The following is a 25,281-nucleotide window of genomic DNA, read 5'->3' on the forward strand; positions in this document are numbered from 1 at the left end:
CCGTCGCCCGCGTCGCGCCGACCTGGCCGCCCGCCTGCACCTGGCCGGCGGCGAGCGCGTCGACGTGACCGGCCCGGCCGGCACCATCACGCTGCCGCCGCCGTCGGCAACGTCCCCGACGGAACCGTCTGGCTGCCGGAGTGCTCGCCCGGATCCACGGTCCGTCAGAGCCTCGGCGTCGGCCACGGCGCCCACGTCTCCCTCTCACTCACCACTGCGGACAGCCCGGAGGTGGCCCAGTGAACCCGATCGGAATTGCCAGCATCTCGCGCATCCCGGCAGCGGCCGGGCTGCCGGCCGCCCTGTCCGCGCAGGGGGGCGGCGTCGTCGCAGACTTCACCGAGGAGACCTGGTGGCTGACCCTCATCAAGGCCGTGTTCATCATGGTCTTCCTGATCCTCAGCGTCATCCTCGCCATCTGGCGGAGCGGCGCGTGCTGGGGCGCATGCAGACCCGCCCCGGCCCCAACGTCAACGGCCCGCTCGGCCTGCCACAGCTGATCGCCGACGCCGCCAAGCTCATCATGAAGGAGGACTTCTGGCTCAAGGGGGCCGAGAGCCTCATCTACATCCTGGGCCCGGTCATCGCCGCCTTCAGCGCCTTCATGATCTACGCGGTCATCCCCTTCGGGCCGCAGGTGAGCATGTTCGGCCACTCCACGCCGCTGCAGCTGACGGACTTCCCCGTCTCCGTGCTGTACGTGCTGGCCGTCACCGGATTCGGCGTGTACGGCATCATCCTCGGTGGCTGGTCCACCCACTCCACCTACCCGCTGTTCGGCTCCGTCCGCTCGGCCGCGCAGGTCATCTCCTACGAGCTGAGCATGAGCCTGTCGATCCTGACGGTCTTCCTCGCCTCCGGCACCATGTCCACCTCCGGCATCGTCGGCGCGCAGGAGCGCCTGTGGTGGTGCGTGGCCATGGTCCCGAGCTTCCTCATCTACGTGGTCTCCATGGTCGGTGAGGTCAACCGCCTGCCCTTCGACCTGCCCGAGGCGGAGGGCGAGCTCGTCGCCGGCCACATGGTGGAGTACTCCTCGATGAAGTTCGCCTGGTACTACCTGGGCGAGTACATCAACATGTTCAACGTCTCCGCCGTGTGCACCACCCTGTTCCTCGGCGGCTGGCGCTCCTTCATCCTGGGCAGTTTCTGGGCCGGCGCCAACTCCGGCTGGTGGCCGATGCTGTGGTTCATCATCAAGGTCTGGTGCGTCATGTTCTTCATGATCTGGACGCGCGGAACCCTGGTGCGCATCCGCTACGACCACTTCATGAAGTTCGGCTGGAAGTTCCTCATCCCCGTGGCCCTGGTGTGGTTCGTGCTGGTGGCCATCGTCCAGGGCTACCGGGCCTTCTCCGGCGGCTCCACCCAGGGGCTGCTGCTCGTGCTGGCCGCCATCTTCCTGGTGGCCATGATCATTCTGCTGGTCCTGCCCGAAGGCGAGGAAGAGGAAGAGCCGACCACCGCCGCGGCGACAGGGGACATCACCGTCCCGGGCGAGGAGTTGGACGCCTTCGCCGGCGGCTTCCCGGTCCCGCCGCTGCCCGGCCAGCAGCTGCCCCCGTCCCCGCGCGCCCGCCGGGCCACCGCACCGGTGCGCGACGACGCCAGCGACGTGTCACTGACCGCGGGCCTCACCCAGACGGCCACCGACTCCGATGTCACCGCTCAGGAGGGAACCGATGACTGACCCAACGCCCCAGGCACCCCAGGGTCGGGAGGGCACCGATCACGACCAGTGGCTGCGCGACGAGCCCAGCGCCCTGGGACGCGTGTTCGCCCCCGTCGCCGGCTACGGGGTGACGCTGTCCTCCATGTTCAGGCCCACGGTCACCGAGCAGTACCCCTTCGAGAAGCCGGTGCTCATGCCTCGCTACCACGGGCGGCACCAGCTCAACCGGTACGACGACGGCCTGGAGAAGTGCGTCGGCTGCGAGCTGTGCGCCTGGGCCTGTCCCGCCGACGCCATCTACGTGGAGGCCGCCTCCAACACCCCCGAGGCGCAGTACTCGCCCGGTGAACGCTACGGGCGCGTCTACCAGATCAACTACCTGCGCTGCATCTTCTGCGGCCTGTGCATCGAGGCCTGCCCCACGCGCGCGCTGACCATGACGCACGAGATCGACGAGCTGGTCGGCCCCACCCGGTCCGGTCTGATCTACGAGAAGCAGGACCTGCTGGCCCCCGTCCCCGACGGCGCCCTGGCCGCGCCCCACCCCATGGTCGAGGGCACCGAGGACGGCGACTACTACCGCGGCGCCATCACCGGCCCCACCCAGGATCAGGTCGACTGGGTGCGCGAGAACCGCCCCGAAGACCCCACACTCGCGTCCGCCCGGCCGGTCCCCGCACCCGCGACGGCCCAGAAGGAGACGGTGCACTCATGAATCCCATGACCGCCCTGCCCGCGACCCTCACCGCGGACGGCACCCTGTCGGGGGGCGAGACGATCCTGTTCGCCGTCGTCGCCGTCATCATGGTCGCCTGCGGACTCATCCTGCTCACCGCCAAGCGCGCCGTGAACGCCGCCGTCAGCATGATCCTGATCATGATCTGCCTGGCGGTGCTGTACATCGCCAACGAGGCCCCATTCCTCGGCATCATCCAGGTGGTCGTCTACACCGGCGCCGTGATGACACTGGTGCTGTTCGTCATCATGCTGGTCGGCGTGGGCGGTGACGAGCCCGTGGCCGCCCACTCCGCCGCCACCAAGTGGCTGCTGGCCCTGTTCGGCATCGGCCTGATCGCCGTGATCGCCGCCGTCGTATGGCGCACCACCTTCCCCACCGCCACCGGCCTGGAAGCCGGCGACGCCGCCAGCCCGCAGTCGCTCGCCGCAGTCCTGTTCGGTGACCACGTGGTCACCATGGAGCTGACCGGCATCCTGCTGATAACCGCCGCGGTCGGGGCACTGACCCTCACCCACCGGCAGCGGGTCCGTCCCCGCCGGTCCCAGCGCGACCGCGTCGACGCCAAGATGCGGGCCTACGCCGCCACCGGCGCCCACCCCGGCCAGAAGCCCATGTCCGGGGTCTACGCCGCCACCAACACGGCCGCCGCCCCGGCACTGTCCGCTTCCGGCCAGGCCCTGGAGGACTCCGTCTCCCGGGTGTTGCGTGTACGCGGCCAGGCGCTGGAGCTGTCCGACGTGTCCCCGGAGATGGGCGACGCTCAGCGCGCCGGCCGGATCATCCAGCGGGAGGACGCCACCGTCGGCCGCTCCGGCATGCCGGCCATGCCCGGCGCTCCCGCTCCCGTCGTCGCCCAACCGGTAGCTCCGGCGGCCGCGCCGGCGCCGTCCGAGGCCGCGGCCACCTCCGGTGAAGCATCCGCAGAAGAAACCGAGGAGGAGCACCAGTGAGCGTCCCCGTCACCGCCTACGTCGTGCTCGCCGGGGTGCTGTTCACCCTCGGCGCTCTGACCGTGCTGCTGCGGCGTAATGCGATCATCCAGCTGATGGGTGTGGAGCTCATGCTCAACGCCGTCAACCTCGTCATGGTCACCTTCTCCCGCATGTATGGGGACCTGACCGGCCAGGTGTTCGCCTTCTTCGCCATCGTCGTGGCCGCGGCCGAGACCGTCGTCGGGCTCAGCATCGTCGTATCCATATTCCGCAGCCGCAGGTCCACGTCCGTTGACGACTTGAACCTGCTCAAGAACTGAGAAGGAGCCGAGACCATGACCGCATCCCCTCTCGCGCTCTCCACCGGGCTGCTCGCGGCCCAATCCGTGGTCGGCGCCGCCGCTCCGGCCACCGGCGCTGCCGCCCTGGCCTGGCTGCTGATCGCCGTCCCGGCTCTCTCGGCCGCGCTGCTGCTGCTGGCCGGCCGGGCCGCCGACGCCTGGGGCCACTGGCTGGGCGTGCTCGCCTCCGCCTTCAGCGCCTGCCTCGGCCTGGTCATCCTCGCCCAGGTCCTGGGCCTGCCCGCCGCCGAGCGGGTCGTGGGTGTGGAGCTGTGGCGCTGGTTCGGCGCCGGCGACCTGGACGTGCGCCTGGGCCTGCGCCTGGATCCGCTGTCCCTGACCTTCGTGGCGCTGGTGACCTGTGTCGGCTTCCTCATCCACGTCTACTCGGTGGCCTATATGTCCCACGATCGGGACCGCCGCCGCTTCTTCGCCTACCTGAACTTCTTCATCGCCGCCATGCTCACCCTGGTGCTCGGCGACTCCTATATCGCCCTGTTCATCGGCTGGGAGGGCGTGGGCCTGGCGTCCTACCTGCTCATCGGCTTCTGGAACACCGCCGACGCCGACGCGCCCCAGGCGGAGCAGTTCACCAGCCGGGAGAACGCGGCCGCCGCCAAGAAGGCCTTCGTCATGAACCGCATCGGCGACGTCGGCCTGCTGCTGGCCATGATGGCCTGCATCGCCCAGGTCGGCTCGGTCGCCTATGACACGGTGCTGCCCGCCGCCCAGGAGGGGGCCGTCTCCACCGCCTGGCTGACCGCCATCGGCTTCTTCCTGCTGCTGGCCGCCTGCGGTAAGTCCGCCCAGTTCCCGCTGCAGGCCTGGCTCGGTGACGCCATGGCCGGCCCCACCCCGGTGTCCGCGCTCATTCACGCCGCCACCATGGTCACCGCCGGCGTCTACCTGATCGTCCGCTCAGGGGCCGTCTTCGAGGGCGCCCCCGACGCCCAGCTGGCCGTCGCCGTCGTCGGCGCCATCACCCTGGTGCTGGGAGCCATCATCGGCTGCGCCAAGGACGACATGAAGAAGGTGCTGGCCGCCTCCACCATGAGCCAGATCGGCTACATGATGCTCGGCGCCGGCCTCGGGCCGATCGGCTATGCCTTCGCCATCTTCCACCTGCTCACTCACGGCTTCTTCAAGGCGCAGCTGTTCCTCGGTGCCGGCAGCGTCATGCACGCCATGAGCGACCAGGTCGATATGCGCCGCTTCGGCGGCCTGCGCCGCGCCATGAAGATCACCTGGATCACCATGGGCATTGGCTGGCTCGCCATCCTCGGCATCCCGCCCTTCTCCGGGTTCTGGTCCAAGGACAGGATCATCGAGGCCGCCTTCGTCGGCGACGGCGCCCGCCCCTGGATCCTGGGCACGATCGCCCTGCTGGGGGCCGGGCTGACCGCCTTCTACATGTCGCGGCTGTTCTTCATGATCTTCCACGGCACCCCCCGCTGGACCACCGCCAAGGACATCGAGGGCGAGGTCCACCCCCACGAGTCCGGCTGGCTGATGACCGTGCCGCTGATCGTCCTGTCGGTCTTCTCCCTCGGCCTGGGCTGGGCGCTGAGCATCGGGGACACCTTCGTCACCTGGCTGGAGCCGGTCACTGGGCAGGCGGCCGCACACGGCGAGCCGGTTCTCCCGGCCGCCGTCATCATGGTGGCTACTCTCGCCTGGTGATCGTCGGCGTCGTCGTCGCCTGGGCCATGTACGTGCGCCGAGACGTGCCCACGGTGGTGCAGCGCTCCAACGTGGTAGTGGAGGCCGCCCGCCACGACATGTATCAGGACACCATCAACGAGGCGGTCGCCATGCGCCCCGGCCAGGGACTCGTCCTGGCGGCGGGGGCCACGGACCACTACGTCGTCGACGGTGCCGTCGAGGGACTCGCCAAGGGCACTGCGGCGCTGGGCCGTCTGACCGCCCGCACCGAGTCCGGCTACGTCCGCTCCTACGCCGGCTACATGCTCGGCGGAACGGTGCTCGCACTCATCGCCGTCCTGGCCGGCAGGTTCTGAGAGGACACGACAAGCCCATGAATGCAACGTTCCCCGTACTGACCACCATGGCCATTGTCCCGCTGGCCGGGGCACTGCTGCTGTGGCTGGTGCCGCCGCTGCGCCGCCAGGGGCGGGTCATCGGCCTGTTGTTCGCCCTGGCCACCCTCGGCGTGGGCATCTGGACCCTCGCCGTCTTCGACGCCTCCCAGGCCGGTACCACCCAGCTGACCGAGACCCACTCCTGGATCCCGTTCCTGGGCGTGTCCTGGGCACTGGGCGTCAACGGCCTCGGCCTGGCGCTGGAACTGCTGACCGTCTTCCTGGTGCCGCTGGTGCTGTTGGCCAGCTGGGGCGAGATCCCCGCCGACCGCCAGGGTCTGTTCAGCGGTCTGGTGCTGGTGCTGGAGGCCTTCGTGGTGGTCATCTTCGCCGCCCGCGATGTCTTCCTGTTCTACATCTGCTTCGAGGCCATGCTGGTGCCGGTGTACTTCCTGATCGGCTGCTTCGGCGGGCCGCGCCGGCGCCGGGCCGCCCTGAAGTTCCTGCTGTACTCCCTGGCCGGTGGCTGATCATGCTGGTCGGCGTGGTGGCCCTGTACGTGTACGGGCCGCGCGGCGAGGGCGCCTACCTGGTTGAGAACCTCGCCGGCCAGATCGCCGCCTCCACCACGGTCGGCCGTTGGATCTTCGCGTCCTTCTTCGTCGCCTTCGCCATCAAGGCTCCGATGGTGCCGGTGCACACCTGGCTGCCGGACACCGCTGAGCAGGCCACCCCGGGCACCTCCGTGCTGCTGATCGGCGTGCTGGACAAGATCGGCACCTACGGCATGGCCGCCCTGGTGCTGCCCCTGTTCCCGCGCGAGTCCGCCTGGGCCGCCCCCGTGATCCTGGTACTTGCCGTCGTCGGCATCATCTACGGCGGCCTGGCCGCGATCGCCCAGGACAACCTGTACCGGCTGATCTCATACACCTCCATCAGCCACTTCGGCTTCATGGTGCTGGGGCTGTTCATCGGCAACCAGGTCGCCGCCACCGGCGCCATGGTGTACATGGTCGCCCACGGGCTGTCGATCGCCGGTCTGTACCTGGTCACCGGCTTCCTCGCCCGCCGCACCGGCACCGTGGTCATCAGCGAGCTCGGCGGCATACAGCGGGTCATGCCGCTGATTGCCGGCACCTTCCTGATCTCCGGTCTGGCCGCCATAGCCCTGCCGGGCCTGAGCGGCTTCGTACCGGAGTGGATGGTGCTGACAGGCACCTTCTCGGAGTCGGTGCCGCTCGGCGTCGTCGCCGTGCTCGGGGTCATCATCGCCGCGGTGTACGTGCTGCTGCCCTACCAGAGGGTGTTCACCGGCGCCCCCGCCCGTGAGCGGGTGGCAGCGCCGATCTGGACGGGCGCGAGAAGCTGGTCCTGATCCCGGTGATCGCCGCCATGCTCGCCGTCGGCCTGGCGCCCGCACCGCTGACAGACGCCTTCGAGGAGGTCGCCGGCCAGGTCACCACCGCGCTGGAGACCTCCGGCGAGACCGCCGCTCTGACCACCGTGCCCACCGCCCCGGCCGACCCCGCCGTCGCCATCGTGATCGCAGAAGGGAACACCAAGTGAGCTTCACCGCCCCGGTCATCGAATGGGCCGGCCTCACCCCGGTATTGATCATTCTGGGCGGAGGCGTCATCGGCGTCCTCGTGGAGGCATTCGTGCCCCGCAGCGTCCGCCCGGCCGTCCAGGCCCTACTGAGCCTGCTGGCCATTCTCGCCTCCGCCGTCGCCCTGGCGGGCCGCTGGTCCATCGTCTCCGCCGGCACCGGCCGGGAGCTGGCCACCGGCATCGCCGAGGACCCCTTCGGGGTGGCCGCCCAGGGTATTCTGCTGGTCATTGGTCTGCTGGCCGTTCTGGTCATGGCGGATCGCACCACCGCCGACGACGGCGCCTTCGCCGCCCAGGCCGCCGACCGTCCCGGCAGCGCCGAGGAGGCCGAGTCCCTCCACGCCGGCTGGATCGCCACCGAGATGTTCCCGCTGACCCTGTTCTCCCTGGGCGGCATGATGCTCTTCCCGCTGGCGGACGACATGATCACGCTGCTGGTCAGCCTGGAGCTGGTGTCGCTGCCCCTGTACATCATGGCGGCCATGGCCCGCCACCGCCGCCTGCTGAGCCAGGAGGCGGCGCTGAAGTACTTCGTGCTGGGGGTCTTCGCCTCCGCCTTCCTGCTCATGGGCGCCGCCTTCCTGTACGGCGTGTCCGGCTCTGTGGCCTACAGTCACATCGCCACCGCCATCGGCGGCGGGGGAGTGGCCGGCATGGACTGGCTGGCGCTGGCCGGCGTCGTCCTGGTCACCATCGGCCTGCTGTTCAAGACGGCGGCCGCACCGTTCCATGCCTGGAGCCCGGACGTCTACCAGGGAGCGCCCACCCCGGTGACCGGCTTCATGGCGGCTGGCGTCAAGGCCACCGCCTTTCTCGCCCTGGTGCGCTTCTACTACGTGGTCGGCGGTGCCCTGGGCTGGGATCTGGCCCCGTTCCTGTGGACCGTCGCCATCCTGACCATGGTGGTGGGCACCGTCGTCGGCGTGATCCAGACCGACGTCAAGCGCATGCTGGCCTACTCGGCCATCGCCCACGCCGGCTACATGCTCATCGGCATCATCGCCTGGAATGGGGCGGGTGTCAGCGCCCTGCTGCTGTACGCGCTCACCTACGGCATCGCCACCGTCGGCGCTTTCGGCATCGTCGGCCTGGTGCGCACCGGCCACGACGGCGCCCCCGGTGCCGAGGCCAACGATCTGGAGGCCTTCACCGGCCTGGGCCGCCGCAGCCCCTGGCTGGCCGGCGCCATGACCGTGTTTCTGCTGTCCTTCGCCGGGATCCCGCTGACCGCCGGATTCATGGCCAAGTTCGAGGTGTTCGTTGCCGGCATCATCGGTGGGGCGACCTGGCTGGTGGTCGTCGCCGTCATCAGTTCCGTGGCTACGGCCTTCTTCTACATGCGGTTGATCGTGCTCATGTTCTTCCGGGAGCCGGAGGGCGACCGGGTGGTTGTGGTCGGCTCGATGGGCCCGGCCGCGCTCACGATCGGTCTGGCGGCCGCCGCCACCATCCTGATCGGCGTGCTGCCGCAGGCCGTGGTTGGTGCGCTGGCAGACGCCGCTATGCTCTTGCCGTGATAGGAACGCTGCCCCTCCAGCTGCCGCAGCTAGAAGACCGGATCATCCCGGCCCTGGACGCCGTCGAGACGCGCCTGCTCGAGGTCGTCAGCAGTGCTGACGCGACCATTAATCCGCCGACCTCCCACCTGGCGGCGGCGGGAGGGAAGCGGCTGCGTCCGGTGCTGACGTTGCTGACCGCCCAACTGGGTGATCCGGAGCTGGCCACCGGCGAACTGGTGCGGGACGCCGGCGTCGCCGTCGAACTGACCCACATCGCCACCCTCTATCACGACGATGTCATGGACGAGGCCCCGTTGCGGCGCGGCGCCCCGAGCGCGCAGACCGTATGGGGCAACTCCGCCGCCATCCTTGCCGGCGACGTGCTGGTGGCCCGTGCCTCCCAGCTGGTGGCGGCGTTGGGGCCGCAGGCGGTGCTGGCCCACGCCAAGACCTTCGAGCGGCTGTGCATGGGGCAGCTGCACGAGACCCTGCCACGTCCCGCAGGCACCGATCCGGTGGAGCACTATCTGCAGGTGCTGGCGGACAAGACCGGTTCACTGATCGCGGTGTCCGCGCGCTACGGCGCCATGCTCTCCCAGGCAGGGGAGAGGACCGAGGCGATCGTGGAGGCCTTCGGGGAGAAGATCGGGGTCGCCTTCCAGCTGGCTGACGACTGCATCGACCTGACCAGCGACTCCGCGACCACCGGGAAGACGCCCGGCACCGACCTGCGGGAGGGGGTGGACACCATGCCGGTGCTGCTACTGCGCCAGGCGCTTGCGGCCGGTGAGCTGGACGCCGCCGGGCAGTCGATCCTGGCCACCCTGTCGGGTGCCGACCTGTCCGATGACGTGGTCCTGGCCGACGTCGTTGCCCAGCTGCGGGTGCACCCGGTGCTGGCCCGCACCCGCGAGATGGCGACCGCTTGGGCAAATGAGGCGATTGCGGTGCTGGACGGCCTGGAGGAGGCCGCGCTGGCCGGTGCAAGGGACCGCCTGGACACCACCGGCATGAGCGGGACCGCGCGCGCGGCCGCCCTGACCGGTGCGCGGGAGCGGGTAGCACTGGTGCGCGACGGCATGGTGCAGTTCGCCCATCTGCTGGTAGACCGCGCCGCCTGACCAATCCGGGTCCGTCCCGCCGCGTACGGTCTCGCCCTACTCCCTCACCGCTTCACCGAGACCGGCGTATGTGACGCACCAAAACCGGTAGAAGCAACGCGGCGTCAGGGGTCAGTCCCGCCATGCGGTGGCCGTGTGGAAGGTACATGCTCCGCCTCGGCCGTAGAAGTAGCCCGCGCCCGCTTCCGATACCAGCAGAGCCTGAGGCTCACGGTCGATGCCGTCCTCCTCGCTGCCCAGGGCACCTGGGCTGCATGTGATCCGCTCTGGGGTCGTGATTGGCTTGTGATACGGAGAAGGCGACGTTAGGGTCGGTGTGTGGATGATAAGGCTCGGCGTGAGGCGTGGTTGCATGCGTCCCCGGAGTGGGTGGATGCGAGGATTGACGATGCGTTGGCGTATAGGGGTTGGTCACCGATGGGGGTGGGACGGCCAGTAACCGACCAGCATTTAGAACTGTTCGAAGGCGTGTTGCCTTCTTCGGTGTTGCAGCTGTGGCGGCGGTTCGGGTTTGAGGGGTTCGGACAGGGGCGGTGGTGGTTCACTGATCCGCTGCGGTGGCGGCCGGTGGTGGATGCCTGGATTGAGACCGCTCCTATCCCGTTTCCGCAGCAGCGGTGGTGGTGCCTGGCCCGCAGCGCGATGGGGACCATGCAGCTTTGGGGCGAGATCTCCGGTCCCGCACTTACTGTTGAGCCGGATTTGGGTTGGTTGCGTCCCGATGCGGGCAATGCGGGCAGGATGGCTGATCGGGTGATGCGTGAGCGCATGGGCTGCACCACCCTGACATATCCACTGGAGGACACCTTGGAGGATGATGAGAAGGGTGTGCTGTTGGTGGACTGGGCGGTTGAGCATCTGGGAGTGGTGGATGAGGATCAGGTCTATGGCTTGACGCCGGCGTACTGCTTCACCGGTAGGGCGAGTGTGGATCAAGTGGGTATTGAAGATGCGGTGGCTCATCTAGTGTTTCTGGCGCAGGCGCAGGAGCATGTTCTGGCGGAGGACTTCTCGGGCGCTGCTGCGGGGGCTGCGGCGGGTATCGCCGCAGACGATGCCCACGCCGATGGCGAGTTAGGTGGCTCGGGGGCTGAATCCTGATGTCTGCGGATTCTGTCAATCCGGGGCCTGCGAGTCGAGGAGGTTCTGTGGGTTCTTCCGGGGGTAGTGCCGCGGCTCGGGGGTTGGTGCCTTCGGATATGTTCACGCCGGGTCGTGCGGGTGGGCGGGATGTGCTGGTCTGGGAGGGGCTGGCGGCGGCGCCCGACAGTCCGTTGGCTTGGCACTCCACCTCCCCGGTGGTGGTGTTCTTCCACACTGGCCACGGAGAGGGTACCAGGGCGCTGCCGCAGGAGTTCACGCGTCAACTCGATCGGCAGCTGTGTGCACTTTCGCTTCTTTCAGCGGACAAGCTGCTGGAGGGCATCCGCACCTATCGGGCACAGGGTCGGCAGCCGATGTCAGACGCCACCAAGAAGGAATGTAAACGCTTCCTGGACAAGGTCACCGTTGAGCTGATCCATGAACATGGCTTCAACGAGGAGAAAGCTAAGAAGGAAGTTGCGAAGATTAATGACGCTTTGGTGATGCTGCATGAGTCTGATCAGTTGACCTATGGGCCGTCGCAGCCCGGCAAGACGGTCCCGGGGGGATACTTATCGTTGGGACATGGCCGGGTGAATTCGTCTATCGGCCGACAGGGGCTTCCACTGGCGAAGGCTTTGGAGGCGGCTGTTGAGACGATTCCAGTTGAGCGGCGTGGGCAGGTACGGATTCTGGTGCGTGCGGTGTTGACCGACGACCCGGAGCTGGCTCGTAACTTGCGGTGTGGACGGGTACCACTTGAGCCCCGTTCGTCGGAACAGATGCGGGCGACCAGTCCTAGGGCGCCGCCGTGGACTCCGGCGAAGATTGCCGCCGATATCAAGAAGCACCGTAAGCCCTGGCAGTCGTCAGCGCTTGTGCAGGCGGGGCGGTCTGAACCGTCCCGGTCGACTGGTGAAGACGTGTCGTCTGCGAAGCCGGTTCCATCGGCTACCCGCCCGTTAGATCGTACAGATCTGTCTCGGGTAGTTGGCAACGGGATCTCGCGGGGGCGGTCGGTGTTGCGGCCGTCGTTGACATCCACTGCGTTGTGCGGACCTCCTTCGGGGACCGGGGCGGCTCGTGGGTTCACCCCGGCTGACGTCAGGGCTGCAATTGAACGCGGGGCGACGCGGATCAGGCGGGATGCCCAGGAGACACGTGGAGCAGGCGCTCGTTCTAGGCCCAATAGACGCGATAGCGGTCGAAGCTTGTGAAGTCGTTGGTGGTGCTTCCTCGGGTGCTGTGCCGGGAGCATGGCGTGTTGCGAGTGTTGACGCTAGTGTTGTCAAGGTCACGGTTTGGTTGTCGCCAGAGGGAGGGTCGGCATGAATGACGACGGTGGAGGAGCCTCGGAGGGTGTTTGGGATTTGACGCCGGTGTCGGAGCCGTCTGATCCGGTGGAGCAGGATGCGTTGACTGATGAGGTCATCGACCGGGATCTGCTGGGGTCCGAGGGGGCCGGTCTGGCGCCGATGGGGGTGGCTTCCCCGGTGCCGGAGGAGTACTTCGAGCGGTTCGCAGATATCCTGCCGCGTTCGGTTCTGCGGGTGTGGCGGCGGTTCGGGTTTGAGGGGTTCGGTGACGGCCTGTTCTGGATCACTGATCCCATCGTGTGGGCGCCGGTGGTGCAGGAGTGGTTGGACTCGGTGGGGGATCGGCTTCCCATCACCGACACCTTCCACTGCTTGAGCCGCTCGGCCATGGGCAATCTATTCCTTTGGGGTGAGAACACCGGCCACAGCATCGAGATCGACCCCACCTATACCCGTGTCGTCATTGACCAGCTAGCCATACGCTCCTTCAACGACCCAACGGTGCGCGAGAGACAAGGACGCACAGTTTTCACTAGCGGTGCGGACTGGAGTGTTGAGGAGCCTGAGGGTGACGACGGGAAACCGTTGCCGGCGCAGGCGCTTGGGCGTTTGGGGCCGGTGGATGCCGGTCAGGTGTATGGGTTTGTGCTTCCGCCTGTGATGGGTGGGTCGATCAGTGTGGACAATCTGCGTATTGTTGACGCCTTCTCCTATTTGACCCTGCAGGCACAGCAGGGTGACATCACCATCAGTGACCCCGTGGGCGCCAGCTGGGGACAGGTCGCCCCGATTATCGGCGCGGACCCGGATCTGGCCCCGACGGCGCAGAAAGGAAACTCATAGTGGACGACGGCGCTCAGCACATTGGTTCTGGGGAGGAAGAGACCGATCCGGCGGACCTGTGGGATTTGACGCCGGTGTCGGAGCCGTCTGATCCGGTGGAGCAGGATGCGTTGACGGAGGCGCGTATTCAGCAGGATTTGATCGCTCCTGAGGACATGGATTTGAGACCGATGGGGGTGGCTTCCCCGGTGCCGGAGGAGTACTTCGAGCGGTTCGCAGATATCCTGCCGCGTTCGATTCTGTATATCTGGCGCCGTCTGGGATTTGATGGGTTCGGTGACGGGGTATTCTGGATCACCGACCCGATCGTGTGGGCGCCGGTGGTGCAGGAGTGGTTGAGCCCGGTGGAGGATCGACTTCCCATCACCGACACCTGGTACTGCCTGGCACGCAATGCCATGGGGTATATGTTCCTATGGGGGGAAGATTCCGGAGACTGTCTCCAGATTGACCCCATTTACAACAAGATCGCGTTCAATCGGCTAACCCATTACACGCGTGACCAGACAGGGGCCCGTGAGCGTGCCGGACGCGTCATGTTCGGGGGAAAAGCATTCAACTATGCTGAGGAGCCTGAGGGTGACGACGGGAAACCGTTGCCGGCGCAGGCGCTTGAGCGTCTGGGGCCGGTGGATGCCGGTCAGGTGTATGGGTTCGTGCTTCCGCCCGTGATGGGTGGGGCAATCAGTGTGGACAATCTACGTGTCGTCGACGCCTACTCCTATTTGACCCTGCAAGCACAGCAGGGTGATATCACCATCAGCGACCCCGTGGACGCCAACTGGGAACAGGTCGCCCCGATTATCGGCGCGGACCCGGACGCCTCACCGATCGACCAGACGGGGGAGTCATAATGGCGAACGGCGGCGCGGACGCAGGGCCTGTGGCTCTGCCGGATGAGCACGGCTTCTTGCATGCGTTGGGAGCGGAGGATCCTGGCGCGGTGGCCAGGGAGTATCCTTCAACTCCGGCCGGCGACGAGCGGATCATGGTGCGTACCGTCTATCACAACGGGCGCAGTCGCGACCTGCAGGTCAAGGGTGCGGAGTACGAGTTCCAACTCGACGGCCAATACCAGGTCCTGTCGCAGATGCCCGCCAAGGACTACATGGCCGCCCGTGACCTGTTCAAACAACAGGGCAGACAGGGAGAAAAAGCCACACGGCAGGCACGTAGAGACCTTTTTAAGAGACTCGAGATGTATGGCAAAGACAATCTCGGTATGTTCAAAACCGACGCTCAAGTTTGGGCTCGTAAGGCCATGCGTCAGGTGGCGATTCTGCACAATCCTGATCAGGAGTTGGGTGGTAAGGATGAGCCGCTCGGGATGCAACGGGCATGCCGGTTCCGGGGGACAGGGGGGTCAATTCCTCCCTGGGGGCGCAGAACCGGTTAAATGCGGCAGTGATTGATGCCGCCGCCGAGCGGCAGATCGCTGCTGGTCAGGGGCATTTGCCGTTGAGTTTTCAGGTGGTGTTGACCAATCGGCGTGGCGAGGTCGGGCGGCTGCGTGCTCGACAGCCGCATCCGCCATTGCCATTTGCGATGCCCGATCCGCGGGTTGGTCGGCGGGTTTCGGGTCGGAACGATGATGGGGCCGTGGCCGGTGGGCGTGCGCCTCCGGAGCGGGTGGTGACTGATGCGGAGCGTATCCGGAACATACCCGGCGGCAAAGGCCCTGTGGGTTCTGCCGGTGTGGTGCGGTTAAGTGAGGGCGCTGTGTCATCGGGGAGAGAAAGGAGCAGAAGCGCTCGTGTGCGTGGCGAGAGGGGCAAGAAGTCCAAGGCGGACGTCATCAAAGACATCGATCGTGGGGCAAAGGAACGCACGCCCCCGGTGTCTCGGGTTGCCGAGCCGAACCGCGGCCATCGGCACCGGCACTCGCTATGAACAGAGGACCACTGACACAGCGCACGCACCACCGATGATCATCCAGTCGTCGGATCCCACCGGTGATCATCCAGTCGCCGGATCGTTCGGGACTGTCCTGGGCAGGTCTGAAACCGGAGCTCGGTGCCCGATCCGAGCCTGACAGAGGTGCCGATGGAGAGACACGCCGGTTGCCGATCCACTGGCGGACGACGAAGTCCCCGTTGCTGCTGCGGTCCTCAGGCGGTAGCCGCGGAACCACCTCCAGGCCTCGGCGTCACAACCCAATGACATTGGGCACACAACGGGGATAACTACCCATGCTGCGGCGCCCGGGAGCCGGTTCGTCACGTTGACGTCTCGATACGATCGTGTAACCTGACATCAGCGCTCGCCACCCGGCTGCGTCGTTACTGACCCTGCCCGTCTGTTTTCGCACTCAGGTCGGATCGATAACGCTCAATAGGCATCTTCACGCACATCACACTGGAGCTACAACATGGATGGAACCACAATGCTTAGCAGCGCGCTGGACCTGTTCGTCAGGTTCGCCACGATTGGAGGCGGCCTGTGGACCGTCTGGGGCGTAATCACCCTGGCTGGCGGCCTGCGCGATCACCAAGGGCCGCAGATCCAGTCCGGTGTATGGCAGGCGGTCGGCGGCGGACTCATCGTCGCAGCAGCACAGTTGTTTAGCAACGTGATTCAGTAGGGCATCGCGCATGGCGCTGGAGATCAAGGTATACCGGGAGATAACGGCGTACCAGTCCAAGGTGATGCTGGGTATGTCCTGGCGCCAGATGGCGTGCGCCGCGCTTGGGCTTGTGCTCGTTGGCGGTACCTACGGTGCCTGTATTTGGGCCGGTCAAGGGGATCTGGGATCGTGGCTGGCCGCATTACTGACCATGCCGTTCGTGGCGTTCGGATGGATACGGCCAAAGGGTCTGCCCTTCGAACGCTACGCCCACTACCTGTGGCGGTACAAATGGGAACCGCAGCGCAGACTCTATGCACAGGATTCGAGCTGTCCCCAGAGATTGAGGCGGAAAGGTCGGCAAATGCTATTCGCAACCAAAAGAAGCAAAAACGAAGCGCAGTCAGAAAGCTTGAACTCGAACAGTTCTGACAGCAATAAACGTACCCGGCGCAGGCGGAAGGCGAAAGATGTTCCGCGGCGCAAACGGAACACGTCCCAGCAAGTGCTTCAGTACCAGGCACTGACGGACACCGGAATATGTGTGTTGGGAGACGGTCGTTATTCGGTGACGCTGAAGCTGGCCGATATCGATTACCAACTGGCTCCGGAGGACGAGCAGCAGGTCCTGGTTGAGCAGTATGCCCAGTTCATCAACTCTTTCGACGCCGGGCAGAGTGTTCAACTGACCGTCCTGAATCGGCGGGTCGACAGGGCCACGCTCTCCCGTGCCGTGTCGTTCGCCCCTCATGGCGATGGCAAGGATGATTATAGGTGGGAATACAATGATATAATCAATGCGCGCCTTGCCGGTGGACGCAACAACACGATGACCGACAAGTACCTCACCATCACGGTTGAGGCCGATGACTTCGAGCATGCCACCACCACCCTTGCAAGAATCGCGACCGAGGCCACGGCCCAGCTCCGTGCCGTCGGAGGATGCCGAGCGGAGCGAGTGTCGGGCGAGGAGCGTGTACGCGTATTACACGAGATCCTGCGCCCTGGAGAACCCTTCCGGTTCACCTACTCGGACCTGGTGGGCTCAACCCTGACCACGAAGGACTATGTTGCGCCGTGGGCGATCGACTTCGGTGCGAGCGCCGATTCGGTGACCTTCGTGAATGAGGAGGACTCCTACTACCAAGTGCTTGTGCTGCGCGAGCTCCCCTCCTGGCTCTCGGATCGGCTGATGAAGGAACTCAGCGAGATCAACAATGAGCTGGCGATATCCGTGCACTTCCGCCCGTTGGATCACGCCGAGGGCCTCGATCTGGTGAAGCGGCAGATCGCCGAAATGGACATGCAACGCGCCAATGAACTGAGAAAGGCACGTAAGCAGGGTAACGGTGAGGAGTCGATTCCGCATGAGCTGGTCGCGTCGCGCGACGAAGCGATCGAGTTGCGTGAACAACTGGAGTCGTCTAATGAGAAGCTGTTCAGCACGACCATAGTCGTCGGTGTCGCCGGCGCTACGCGGGAGGCGCTGTCCGAGGCTGTCGAACAGGTCAGAGTTGCGGGCCGAAAGCAATCGTGCACCTTCGAAACGCTTCGTTGGATGCAGGAGGATGGCCTGAACGCGGTGCTGCCCCTAGGGGTGTGCAGGCTTCCCATATACCGGACACTTACGACCGCCACGGTCGCGGTCATGGTGCCCTTCACAACCCAGGAACTGCTCGACGCGGGAGGAAGGTACTACGGCGTCAACGCGATAAGCAAAAACCTAGTCGTCGGGTCTCGTAGTGCGACGATGAACGGTAATGCCTTCATTCTGGGGACCACCGGCTCCGGAAAGTCCCAGTTCGGCAAGGGGGAGGCGTTTCAGACGTTTCTCGGCACCGACGACGACATCATCATAGTGGATCCCGAACGTGAATATGCCCCTCTGGGTGAGGCCATGGGGGCCACAACGGTTGAGATCAGTGCGGGATCTTCGGCATGTATCAATCCCCTTCATATGGAACGCGGGGTTAATACCGAGGATGGCAGTCCGATCAAGTTGAAGGCGGAGTTCATACTCTCATTATGTGAGGTGCTCATTGGCGGCGCTAATGGCCTAACGGCGCCCCAGCGTTCAATCATCGATCGTTGTGTCACGCGCATCTATGGGCGCTTTCTACAGGATAAGAGGGCTGAGCCGCCGACGCTCGGCACCCTGTTTGAAGAGCTGCGGACTCAACCGGAGGAGGAGGCGCACAGCGTGGCTACCGCATTAGAGCTGTACGCCGCAGGATCGTTCAACGGCTTCTCGCAACAGACCAACGTGGACACTTCCAACCGGGTGCTTATATACGACATTTCGCAGCTTGGCTCGGACATGAAGACTTTCGGCATGCTGGTGGTGCTGGAGCAGATCTGGGCTCAGGTGCAGGCGAACCGGGCAAGAGGAAGGCGGACATGGCTGTACATGGATGAGTTCCATCTTCTGTTCTCAAACGACTACGCTGGCGCCTACTGTCAAATGATCTACAAGCGTGCCCGCAAGTACGGGCTCATGCCAACGGGGCTCACACAGAACATAGAAGAGCTGCTGATGAGCGAGCGGGCACGTTTGATGCTGGCGAATTCCGACACGCTGGTGCTGCTGAATCAGACTGCCACGGATGCGGCGACCCTTCAGGAACTGTTTCACTGGTCGGACAAGCATCGTAGCTACTTCCAGAACGTTGCGCCCGGATGTGGACTGCTCAAGATGGGCGTTTCAATGGTTCCCTTCGATTCGCGCATTGCCACGGATACCAAGCTGTATAAGCTGTATACAACCAAATTCGGCGAGGCGGCGTGACATGGCCACTCCCGACTTGAAGTTCAGAAACACTGACCAACAAGCGCTGACTGAAGGCAAGTTCAGCAGGGTTTCCGTTGACGCGCGTGCCTCGCGTGCTTTGGATTCAAGTGCCTGTGCGACAGGTGTGGGTGGCTCGGCGGCGTCCGCAACCAGGGCTATGGTTGAGCGGGCTGGAAACGCCGGTAAGGCAACTGGCCGGCTTGCCTTGAAGACGGGCAGGGTGGGCGCCAAGGGTGCTTGGCGTGTGGGGAAGGCTGGCGGTGGCGCGTTGGCGGATCAGGCGGTTGCCGCTGCCGCGGGCGACGGCTCGAGCCTAGCCGACAGTCAAGGTGGGGCTGCTGAAGGAACTGCGACCGGTGCCCTGCGCTCGGCGACGATCGGTGTGCCGAAGGCGGCCGGCAACTTTGTCGGCAAGAAGGTCGGTGCAAGCGTGCGCACGCCGGTTCGCGACGCGATGCTGAAGAAACTCGGGCAGCCTACGACCGGGCGGATGAACCAGTTGACTGCTCGAGTCGCCGCGGGGAAGGGCGGGTTGTTCAAACACTGGAGGGCGAAGAGAACTGTATACAAGCAGCTGGCTCCAGGTAAGACCGTGCAGGCCCGGATGGCTCGTCGTGCCGCCAATGCCGTGGCGCGTGGAGCCTCGGCTATCATCTCGAAGATCATTGCGCTCGTGACGGCGAAGCTTTCCGCGGTGTTGGTCGCCGTGTTCGTGTTGTGCACGGTGCTGATTCTGGTGCTCTCGATCATCTCTTCCTTCCTGCCCTCGTGGATTTCGGGTGACGAGGCTGACAATCCCGAAGGTGGCGGAGTTGCCGGTACGGTTGCAGTAGGAATGGGAGACGACTATCCCTACGCCGATCGGCCGTTCAATACCGTCAACTATGCGACGAACTATTACTTCGGCAATTGTACGGACTTCGCAATATGGCGCGTGAACCGGGATGCTGGTGACACGACGGAGCCGTGGACCTACACGAAGGCGAATACGACGCCGGACGGTGGCAACGGTTTCGAGTGGGGGGCACCTTCGGCGCTGCCCGGATGGGAAACGGTGAAGAAGCCCAGTCCCGGAGACATTGTGTCCTTTGCGGCGGGGAGCCAGGGAGGCATGTGGCACGCGCAGTACGGTCATGTCGCTTACGTCGGCCAGGTTTCCGATAATGGTGACATGGTTACCGAGAACTATGGTAACGGGAATTACTTCCAGATGTCGTATACCAGTGACCAGGTGGCATCGCTGGTGGAGTCCGGCGAGATGGTAATCAAGCACAATCCGGACTCCAAGGTGAAGGTGATTACCGTGGACGGCGTGAAGACGGTCTCGAACGTGACTTATGCGGAGAGTGGAACCAGTGCGGGAGATGCGCAGAAGACCGCGAAGTCGATGCTGAAGGATTACGGATGGAATAACGACGACGAGTTCGCCTGCCTGGTTCAGCTGTGGAATAATGAATCAGGTTGGAACTATCAGGCGGAGAACGCGTCGTCGGGGGCCTACGGCATTCCGCAGGCGCTTCCCGCTGATAAGATGGCCGCGGCGGGTACCGACTGGAGAACGAATCCCGCGACGCAGATCAGATGGGGTCTCGACTACATCAGGGATCGCGCGGACTATGGCTCGCCGTGCAAGGCGCTGATGATGTGGAACTCGCGTAGTCCGCACTGGTACTGACGGAAGCGACAGCACGTGACTCGTGAACAAAGGAGATTGATCATCGCGGGCGTCGGACTACTGGCGATTATATGCGCATTGATCGCATTCATCGTGTGGTCTGGCAATCGTCGGGGCACGCAGGTGCACTCGGAGGCAACAGTGGTGCCTTCGCCCGCCGTAGTGCCGCAGGAGCACTCAACAACATTATCGGAGTCCGGCCCTACTGCTTCACGCACGGCGACGGCGTCGCAGATGGATGCCTACACCGAGGTGTTCCAACCGACGTCCGCTCAACAGGAGCTCGCACAGCGTGTCGTAGCGTCGGTCGTGCAGTGGAATCAGGAGGAGACTCAGGCCGAACGGACGGCACGGCTCGAAGAGGTGCTTTCGCAAGAGGTTGCCGGGCAGGCGGCCGGTTGGGATGACCTATACGGAGGGGTGGACGGCGCCTCGGTCACGGTGGAGTCGACGGGTGAGCCAACGGTGTCCAGCAACGACGGCACGACGATAGCTATAGGCGTGATGGTGGATTACACGGTGCACATACCTCACGACGACGGCACCGAGGTCGCTTCGCCGGGAACGCGGCTGTGGGTGGTCGAGATAGCAGTTACAGAGGGACAGGCGCAGGCGACCGGCGTGCAGTGGCCGGACTTGTAGACGAGAGGAAGCGATATGAGACTGGACTCGAACTTGACTGCCCGACAGCTGTGGCTGATTGCCGCGGACGCGGAGCATCGTGACCCGGATCTGCTCGACCAGATCGTGGATCATCCGGCTGCCTATCGGGCGCTGTCAGACTGGGCGGTGGCTGCGCTCGCCGAGGAGGATGTACGTGCCGTCGCGCCTCCCCCGGAGCCAGAAGAGGAGCCCACGCCGCAGCGGCGCGGGCTGCGGTTGCCGTCGGTCGGTTTGCCCCGCGTGCGTCGTACCATCTCGCCGGACGGCAGCGGTGGGGCACCGGAGGGCGACGGCGCTGAGGATGACTCCGGCGTCACAGGTGACGCTGCATTTGAGGAGAGTGGGCCTGATCGTGCGGACGACGTCTCCGCTCCTACCGCTTATGTGCAAGAGGATGAAGGCAGCGGCGGCATGGGTGCGTGGCTCGCCGCGGCGCCCATGTCACAAGCCTCGGCGTCCGTACCTGCTGCACCTCGCAAGGCGGCACCCGCCGCGGATTACTCTTCGGCGCTCGCGGAACCGGCGGAGGTCGGGAACGAGTCGCGGAGCTGTCGGTGAAGCGAGGCTCAGGGATTTCCGCATGGATGATGAGACCGGCGCCGATGGGCGCAATCGTCGTCCTGGCGGTCGTCGAGTTGCTGACTCTGCTCACACTGGGCGTGGTGGCGGGCCGTGCCCCTGCCGCGACCGATGCTCCGGCGGTGCCGTCCGGGGTGCCCGCCGTGCGTCCGACGCCGACGGATGAGTCTTCTGTGCCCACTTCGACGGCTACGGGATTCCCGCCGATTGTACAAACGGATGCTCCATCCGCTCCTACAACAGAATCTGCTACATCGACACCGACGGCGGGGTGAGAAGATAATGGATGACCTAATTAAGGACATGCTCAGTGCCCTCTTCGGATTCGATACAGCGAAACTCGGTGAGCTGCAAAAGAGCTTAAGCGACTACAATACCACCGCATATGATCTGGTGACCAACCTGCACGCCTCTGCAGTGGTACCGGTGTCCTCGGTGGTGATCGCGATTATTCTGGTGCTGGAGCTGGCCCGTAACGCTACGCATATCGAGGGCGATCAGCAGATGGGCGTCAAAATCATAGCGGGAACGATGTTCAAGTCCGCGCTCCTCATTATCGCAGCGCAGAACTCCACGATGATCCTCGATGCGATCAACGAGGTGTCCTCGGCGATTATCACCGGCCTGGGGGCGGTTGATGCGCCCTCTGCGGGTAGTTTGCCGGAAGGCGTGGCCGACGAAATATCCAATGCCGGTAACGTGGACAAGGCGGGCGTGCTGATGCTGCTGATCATCCCGTTCCTGATAGCTCTGGCTGCCAAACTGGTGGTTCAGGTGATGGTGATCTTCCGCTTCGCGGAACTTTACGCGCTCAGCGCCTTCGCCTCGCTGCCGATCGCCCTGCTCGGGCACCCCGATACAAAGTCCATGGGGGTGGGCTATCTACAGCGCTACGCGTCCGTCGGCTTCCAAGGCGCCACGCTCATGCTCGCGGTAAAACTGTATGCAGCTCTTACCGAGGTCAGTGATATCTCGGGGCTGGCTGACGATCAGTCCCTGAGCTCGTGGATTGTAGGCAACTACGTGAACTTACTGCTGGCGCCGATAACGCTGATGATACTGGTAGGGGCCAGCGGGCGGATTGCCAAAGCGGTGGTCGGCCAGTGACGTCCCCTACCCGCGAGGTGAGGTTAGTCGCGGCGAGGTGATTATTCGTCCGAGCTTGATGCGGAGTGGTCAACGACGAAGGTGTGAGACCCCTCGGACCCGTAGGTGTCCGTGCTGGTGGATACTAGGGTGAAGGTGTAGGTGTCTCCGTCTTTCTCAATGGAATAATCAACTTTTCCTCCCACCGGGCCCTCTGCAACGAGGTGACTGTCTGCGGCGCTGATGGTTACATGCAGCATGCCATCGTGGATGCGAAGGCACTCCTGGTCGCGCCCGTCTCCTTCGAATGAGTCATAACCACTCTCCATGTACAGAGTCTTGCCCTCGCATCCCGGGCTTGTGCCAACCAGGGTGACGTCCCTGAGTTCATCCTTCAGCGCCTCAGCTGCGGCCGAAGCGCTCGCGGAAGCACTGGCGGCGGCGGTGGCTCGAACGTCGGCTGCGAGTTTCTCATCGCTGGCGCTCTGGGCGTTGGCCACGATGTTGTCAATTGCGGCGGTGTCAGCGGCGGTGTTCAGCTGGGCCTCGTATTCGTCGATCTGGGACCTCGAGAGACCGTCCATCGCCTGGATGCTCGCGTAAGCATCGGCGCGAGCCTCTTCGACGCTCTGCCCGCCACAGGCCGAGAGGGCGAGCGCGGCGCCGGCCGCGAGAGACAGGAGTGCAGGGAGTTTCCTCATTTGTTTCCACCTTCCGTTGCAGGGCCGATACTAGCTGTGTATACGTGCAGATACAACTGTGTTGCCGTTTGGATGCCGACTCGGCTGGTAGAGTCGTCGGTGTCGACGGCAGTCGATGAAGCGTTTACGGCGCAACGGCGAGCGCGGTTCCCGGGCCGTTGGCGTGCCGTACCCCTGTAGTCGTGTACATGGCGTTTGGAAGGTGGAGAGCTGATGGTTACGGTGACGGTCCGCTCGGACGGCTCGGGCAGCTACGAGGACGACCGTGGCACCGAGTGGGTTGAGGCAGAGACGATTCATGAGTTGCGCTCCCTACTTCTGGGACGGGCTGTCGCCCGCGCACGGCAGGAGGGCCGTGCGCTACAGGTCGTGGCCTTCGACGCCAGCGGGCGCAGTGAGCTTCTGGTCTCGCCTGACGGCTCACTGGCGGCAATCCCGGCGCCCATGGTTCCTCGGTCCGCTGATTCAGCAGAGGTGGTGCGAGTGGCGACTTCCGGTGACTCGGCGGATCCAGCGGAATCCGACACATATCCGCTCGACGAGCAACCGGCGGATCCGGGGCCGTCGCCGCAGGGGTACGGGCATGTCCAGCCCTCGGCCGAGCCGGCGATCCAGGAGACGGTCGGCTACGGACAGATACCCGGCGGCGGCTTCAGTCAGCCTGAGCCCGCGGGACAGGTGCTTCCCAATGAGCGCGTCGAGGCTGCTGGGAATCAGGTGGGTCCGTCGCCGTATACGCCGGTCCAGCATTCTCATCCGATCGGGCCGACAACGCCGTCGTACGCCCAGCCCCAGTACACGCAACCGGTTGGGCCGCCTGTGCCGGAGTACCAGCAGCCGGTTCCTCCCCAGTCGGCGGCGCCGTCGTTCCTGTCCTCGACTGCGGCAAGTGGTCCCCGCCCAACTGGACTGAGAGCGGTAGCGGCTCGCCTGGGGCTAAAGATGCAGGCAACCGACTCCGAACGTCAACAGTGGCTCGACGAGCGCACGGTGGCTCAGCATTGGCCCGGCCCGCGCACGATCGCGGTCCTGAATGGTAAGGGCGGGGCGGGTAAGACCCCGACGTCGATCCTGCTCGCGGGCTTCTTCGCCCGACTGGGCTCAGGCTCGGTGGTTGCGGCAGACGGTAACGTCACTCGTGGAACTCTGGGTTGGCGTACGGAGCAGGGACCGCACACCGCCACGATCCTCGACATGGTGCCGGAGATCGACAGGCTCATGGATCCCTCCGCGCGCAACGGGGATGTAGCGGCTTTCACGCATCACCAGACCGTCGACCAGTTCGATGTGCTTCGCTCCAATCCGCTGCTGCTGTCTACGGAGCAGAAGCTGACCCCAAGTCAGTTGGATGGCATTCAGCGGGTCCTCACGCGCTACTACAGGCTGATCGTCTGGGATACTGGCAACGATGAGGGTGACGAACTCTGGCTGCGGATCGTGTCCCACGCGGACCAGATAGTTGTGGCGACGACGACGCGCGCAGACCACGCTGAGGCAGGACGGCTTCTGCTGGAGGGGCTGGCGGCACGCGATGAGCGCGGCGCGGCGCTTGCTCGAAACTCTGTGGTAGTGGTTTCCCAGGCGGACAAGGAGGAGCGGCGGGCTTCCGCCCTAGTGGATGGCTTCGCCGCTACGGCGCGAGAGGTGGTCACGGTTCCATATGACGCCGCGATGCGCGAGCAGTGGTTGCGTTCAGACAAGCTTGCTCCCGCGACGCGTGCAGCCTGGCTGCACGCCGCAGCCGCTGTTGCGCGGGGGCTCTGATATCGAGGATTGATTCGTTGTCCTTTGGTTGTCTGACGTGGGCTGGTTACGGTAAAGTCACGGTGATGCTCTTCGGGGCTGTTGAGCATGCTTGAGTCAGGAGGACGGTTGTGAGTGACCAGGTAGCGGGTCAACAGCCCGAGGGCGTGACTGGCTCGAGGGTGGTGCCCGAGGATCTGTCGTGGGTGAGGAATTCGCGGCGGTTCACGGTCGAGTATCTGCGGGAGCGCGCGGCTGGGGTTCTGGCGCTGATTGACAGTGATCGGCAG

General features: G+C 64.9%; 19 protein-coding genes and 3 pseudogenes. 21 read left to right on the forward strand and 1 reads right to left on the reverse strand.

The window, feature by feature from the left end; translation table 11 throughout:
- The 20 genes and pseudogenes from BW737_RS16945 to BW737_RS09335 form a co-directional block, all read left to right on the forward strand.
- The coding region (locus BW737_RS16945) for a hypothetical protein (protein ID WP_218961883.1) at positions 1-243 on the forward strand (243 nt) is incomplete at its 5' end.
- Between the two features lie 20 nt (positions 244-263).
- Positions 264-1,690, forward strand: a pseudogene (gene nuoH, locus BW737_RS09245) (NADH-quinone oxidoreductase subunit NuoH).
- Complete coding sequence (gene nuoI, locus BW737_RS09250; protein WP_086615803.1) at positions 1,683-2,387, forward strand: NADH-quinone oxidoreductase subunit NuoI; 705 nt, start codon at positions 1,683-1,685, stop codon at positions 2,385-2,387. The pseudogene nuoH and the gene nuoI overlap by 8 nt, the downstream one beginning before the upstream one ends.
- Positions 2,384-3,361, forward strand: coding sequence for an NADH-quinone oxidoreductase subunit J (locus BW737_RS09255; protein WP_086615804.1), 978 nt, complete (start codon positions 2,384-2,386; stop codon positions 3,359-3,361). The genes nuoI and BW737_RS09255 overlap by 4 nt, the downstream gene beginning before the upstream one ends.
- The gene (gene nuoK / locus BW737_RS09260) at positions 3,358-3,663 is read left to right on the forward strand and encodes an NADH-quinone oxidoreductase subunit NuoK (protein ID WP_086615805.1); all 306 of its coding nucleotides are present in this window, start codon (positions 3,358-3,360) and stop codon (positions 3,661-3,663) included. Before BW737_RS09255 ends, nuoK begins: the two co-directional genes overlap by 4 nt.
- 15 nt (positions 3,664-3,678) lie before the next feature.
- Positions 3,679-5,702, forward strand: a pseudogene (gene nuoL / locus BW737_RS09265) (NADH-quinone oxidoreductase subunit L).
- 17 nt (positions 5,703-5,719) lie between these two features.
- Positions 5,720-7,289: pseudogene (locus BW737_RS09270) on the forward strand (complex I subunit 4 family protein).
- The gene (gene nuoN, locus BW737_RS09275) at positions 7,286-8,848 is read left to right on the forward strand and encodes an NADH-quinone oxidoreductase subunit NuoN (protein WP_086615806.1); all 1,563 of its coding nucleotides are present in this window, start codon (positions 7,286-7,288) and stop codon (positions 8,846-8,848) included. The pseudogene BW737_RS09270 and the gene nuoN overlap by 4 nt, the downstream one beginning before the upstream one ends.
- A complete protein-coding gene (locus tag BW737_RS09280) occupies positions 8,845-9,951 on the forward strand; it encodes a polyprenyl synthetase family protein (protein ID WP_086615807.1) in 1,107 nt (368 codons plus the stop codon). Before nuoN ends, BW737_RS09280 begins: the two co-directional genes overlap by 4 nt.
- 369 nt (positions 9,952-10,320) lie before the next feature.
- Positions 10,321-11,052, forward strand: coding sequence for a GAD-like domain-containing protein (locus tag BW737_RS09285; protein WP_143233358.1), 732 nt, complete (start codon positions 10,321-10,323; stop codon positions 11,050-11,052).
- Between the two features lie 98 nt (positions 11,053-11,150).
- Positions 11,151-12,251, forward strand: coding sequence for a polymorphic toxin type 15 domain-containing protein (locus BW737_RS19975; protein ID WP_420835735.1), 1,101 nt, complete (start codon positions 11,151-11,153; stop codon positions 12,249-12,251).
- A 111-nt stretch (positions 12,252-12,362) separates the two neighbouring features.
- The gene (locus BW737_RS09295; protein ID WP_086615810.1) at positions 12,363-13,193 is read left to right on the forward strand and encodes a GAD-like domain-containing protein; all 831 of its coding nucleotides are present in this window, start codon (positions 12,363-12,365) and stop codon (positions 13,191-13,193) included.
- Positions 13,193-14,047 (forward strand): GAD-like domain-containing protein, encoded by an 855-nt coding sequence (locus BW737_RS09300; RefSeq protein ID WP_086615811.1) that lies wholly within the window; start codon positions 13,193-13,195, stop codon positions 14,045-14,047. Before BW737_RS09295 ends, BW737_RS09300 begins: the two co-directional genes overlap by 1 nt.
- A complete protein-coding gene (locus tag BW737_RS09305; RefSeq protein WP_086615812.1) occupies positions 14,047-14,589 on the forward strand; it encodes a polymorphic toxin type 15 domain-containing protein in 543 nt (180 codons plus the stop codon). Before BW737_RS09300 ends, BW737_RS09305 begins: the two co-directional genes overlap by 1 nt.
- A gap of 972 nt (positions 14,590-15,561) precedes the next feature.
- Positions 15,562-15,774 carry a hypothetical protein gene (locus BW737_RS09310; protein WP_086615813.1) on the forward strand — a complete coding sequence of 71 codons (213 nt, stop codon included), beginning with the start codon at positions 15,562-15,564 and terminating at the stop codon, positions 15,772-15,774.
- Between the two features lie 10 nt (positions 15,775-15,784).
- Positions 15,785-18,541, forward strand: coding sequence for a VirB4-like conjugal transfer ATPase, CD1110 family (locus tag BW737_RS09315; RefSeq protein WP_086615814.1), 2,757 nt, complete (start codon positions 15,785-15,787; stop codon positions 18,539-18,541).
- A gap of 1 nt (position 18,542) precedes the next feature.
- Positions 18,543-20,219: a CHAP domain-containing protein gene (locus tag BW737_RS09320; protein WP_086615815.1), complete on the forward strand. Its 1,677-nt coding sequence runs from the start codon at positions 18,543-18,545 to the stop codon at positions 20,217-20,219.
- A gap of 234 nt (positions 20,220-20,453) precedes the next feature.
- Positions 20,454-20,861, forward strand: coding sequence for a hypothetical protein (locus BW737_RS09325; RefSeq protein WP_086615816.1), 408 nt, complete (start codon positions 20,454-20,456; stop codon positions 20,859-20,861).
- Positions 20,862-20,876: 15 nt separating this feature from the next.
- Entirely contained in the window at positions 20,877-21,440 is a 564-nt protein-coding gene (locus BW737_RS09330; protein WP_086615817.1) for a hypothetical protein, read from the forward strand.
- A 324-nt stretch (positions 21,441-21,764) separates the two neighbouring features.
- The gene (locus tag BW737_RS09335; RefSeq protein WP_180272166.1) at positions 21,765-22,568 is read left to right on the forward strand and encodes a VirB6/TrbL-like conjugal transfer protein, CD1112 family; all 804 of its coding nucleotides are present in this window, start codon (positions 21,765-21,767) and stop codon (positions 22,566-22,568) included.
- Positions 22,569-22,609: 41 nt separating this feature from the next.
- On the opposite strand, the gene BW737_RS09340 is transcribed toward BW737_RS09335, so the two are convergent.
- Entirely contained in the window at positions 22,610-23,248 is a 639-nt protein-coding gene (locus BW737_RS09340; RefSeq protein WP_086615819.1) for a GA module-containing protein, read from the reverse strand.
- Between the two features lie 213 nt (positions 23,249-23,461).
- On the opposite strand from BW737_RS09340, the gene BW737_RS09345 reads away from it, so the two are divergent.
- Positions 23,462-25,012, forward strand: coding sequence for a MinD/ParA family ATP-binding protein (locus BW737_RS09345; protein ID WP_086615820.1), 1,551 nt, complete (start codon positions 23,462-23,464; stop codon positions 25,010-25,012).
- Positions 25,013-25,281 lie beyond the last annotated feature (269 nt).

Source organism: Actinomyces ruminis (assembly GCF_002154335.2).
GTDB lineage: Bacteria > Actinomycetota > Actinomycetes > Actinomycetales > Actinomycetaceae > Actinomyces > Actinomyces ruminis.

Coding starts and splice junctions, on each gene's coding strand:
- nuoI (WP_086615803.1), top strand. CDS start 1,683: ATGACTGACCCAACGCCCCAGGCACCCCAGGGTCGGGAGGGCACCGAT.
- BW737_RS09255 (WP_086615804.1), top strand. CDS start 2,384: ATGAATCCCATGACCGCCCTGCCCGCGACCCTCACCGCGGACGGCACC.
- BW737_RS19975 (WP_420835735.1), top strand. CDS start 11,151: ATGTTCACGCCGGGTCGTGCGGGTGGGCGGGATGTGCTGGTCTGGGAG.
- BW737_RS09295 (WP_086615810.1), top strand. CDS start 12,363: ATGAATGACGACGGTGGAGGAGCCTCGGAGGGTGTTTGGGATTTGACG.
- BW737_RS09305 (WP_086615812.1), top strand. CDS start 14,047: ATGGCGAACGGCGGCGCGGACGCAGGGCCTGTGGCTCTGCCGGATGAG.
- BW737_RS09310 (WP_086615813.1), top strand. CDS start 15,562: ATGGATGGAACCACAATGCTTAGCAGCGCGCTGGACCTGTTCGTCAGG.
- BW737_RS09315 (WP_086615814.1), top strand. CDS start 15,785: ATGGCGCTGGAGATCAAGGTATACCGGGAGATAACGGCGTACCAGTCC.
- BW737_RS09320 (WP_086615815.1), top strand. CDS start 18,543: ATGGCCACTCCCGACTTGAAGTTCAGAAACACTGACCAACAAGCGCTG.
- BW737_RS09325 (WP_086615816.1), top strand. CDS start 20,454: ATGGATGCCTACACCGAGGTGTTCCAACCGACGTCCGCTCAACAGGAG.
- BW737_RS09330 (WP_086615817.1), top strand. CDS start 20,877: ATGAGACTGGACTCGAACTTGACTGCCCGACAGCTGTGGCTGATTGCC.
- BW737_RS09335 (WP_180272166.1), top strand. CDS start 21,765: ATGCTCAGTGCCCTCTTCGGATTCGATACAGCGAAACTCGGTGAGCTG.
- BW737_RS09340 (WP_086615819.1), bottom strand. CDS start 23,248: ATGAGGAAACTCCCTGCACTCCTGTCTCTCGCGGCCGGCGCCGCGCTC.
- BW737_RS09345 (WP_086615820.1), top strand. CDS start 23,462: ATGGTTACGGTGACGGTCCGCTCGGACGGCTCGGGCAGCTACGAGGAC.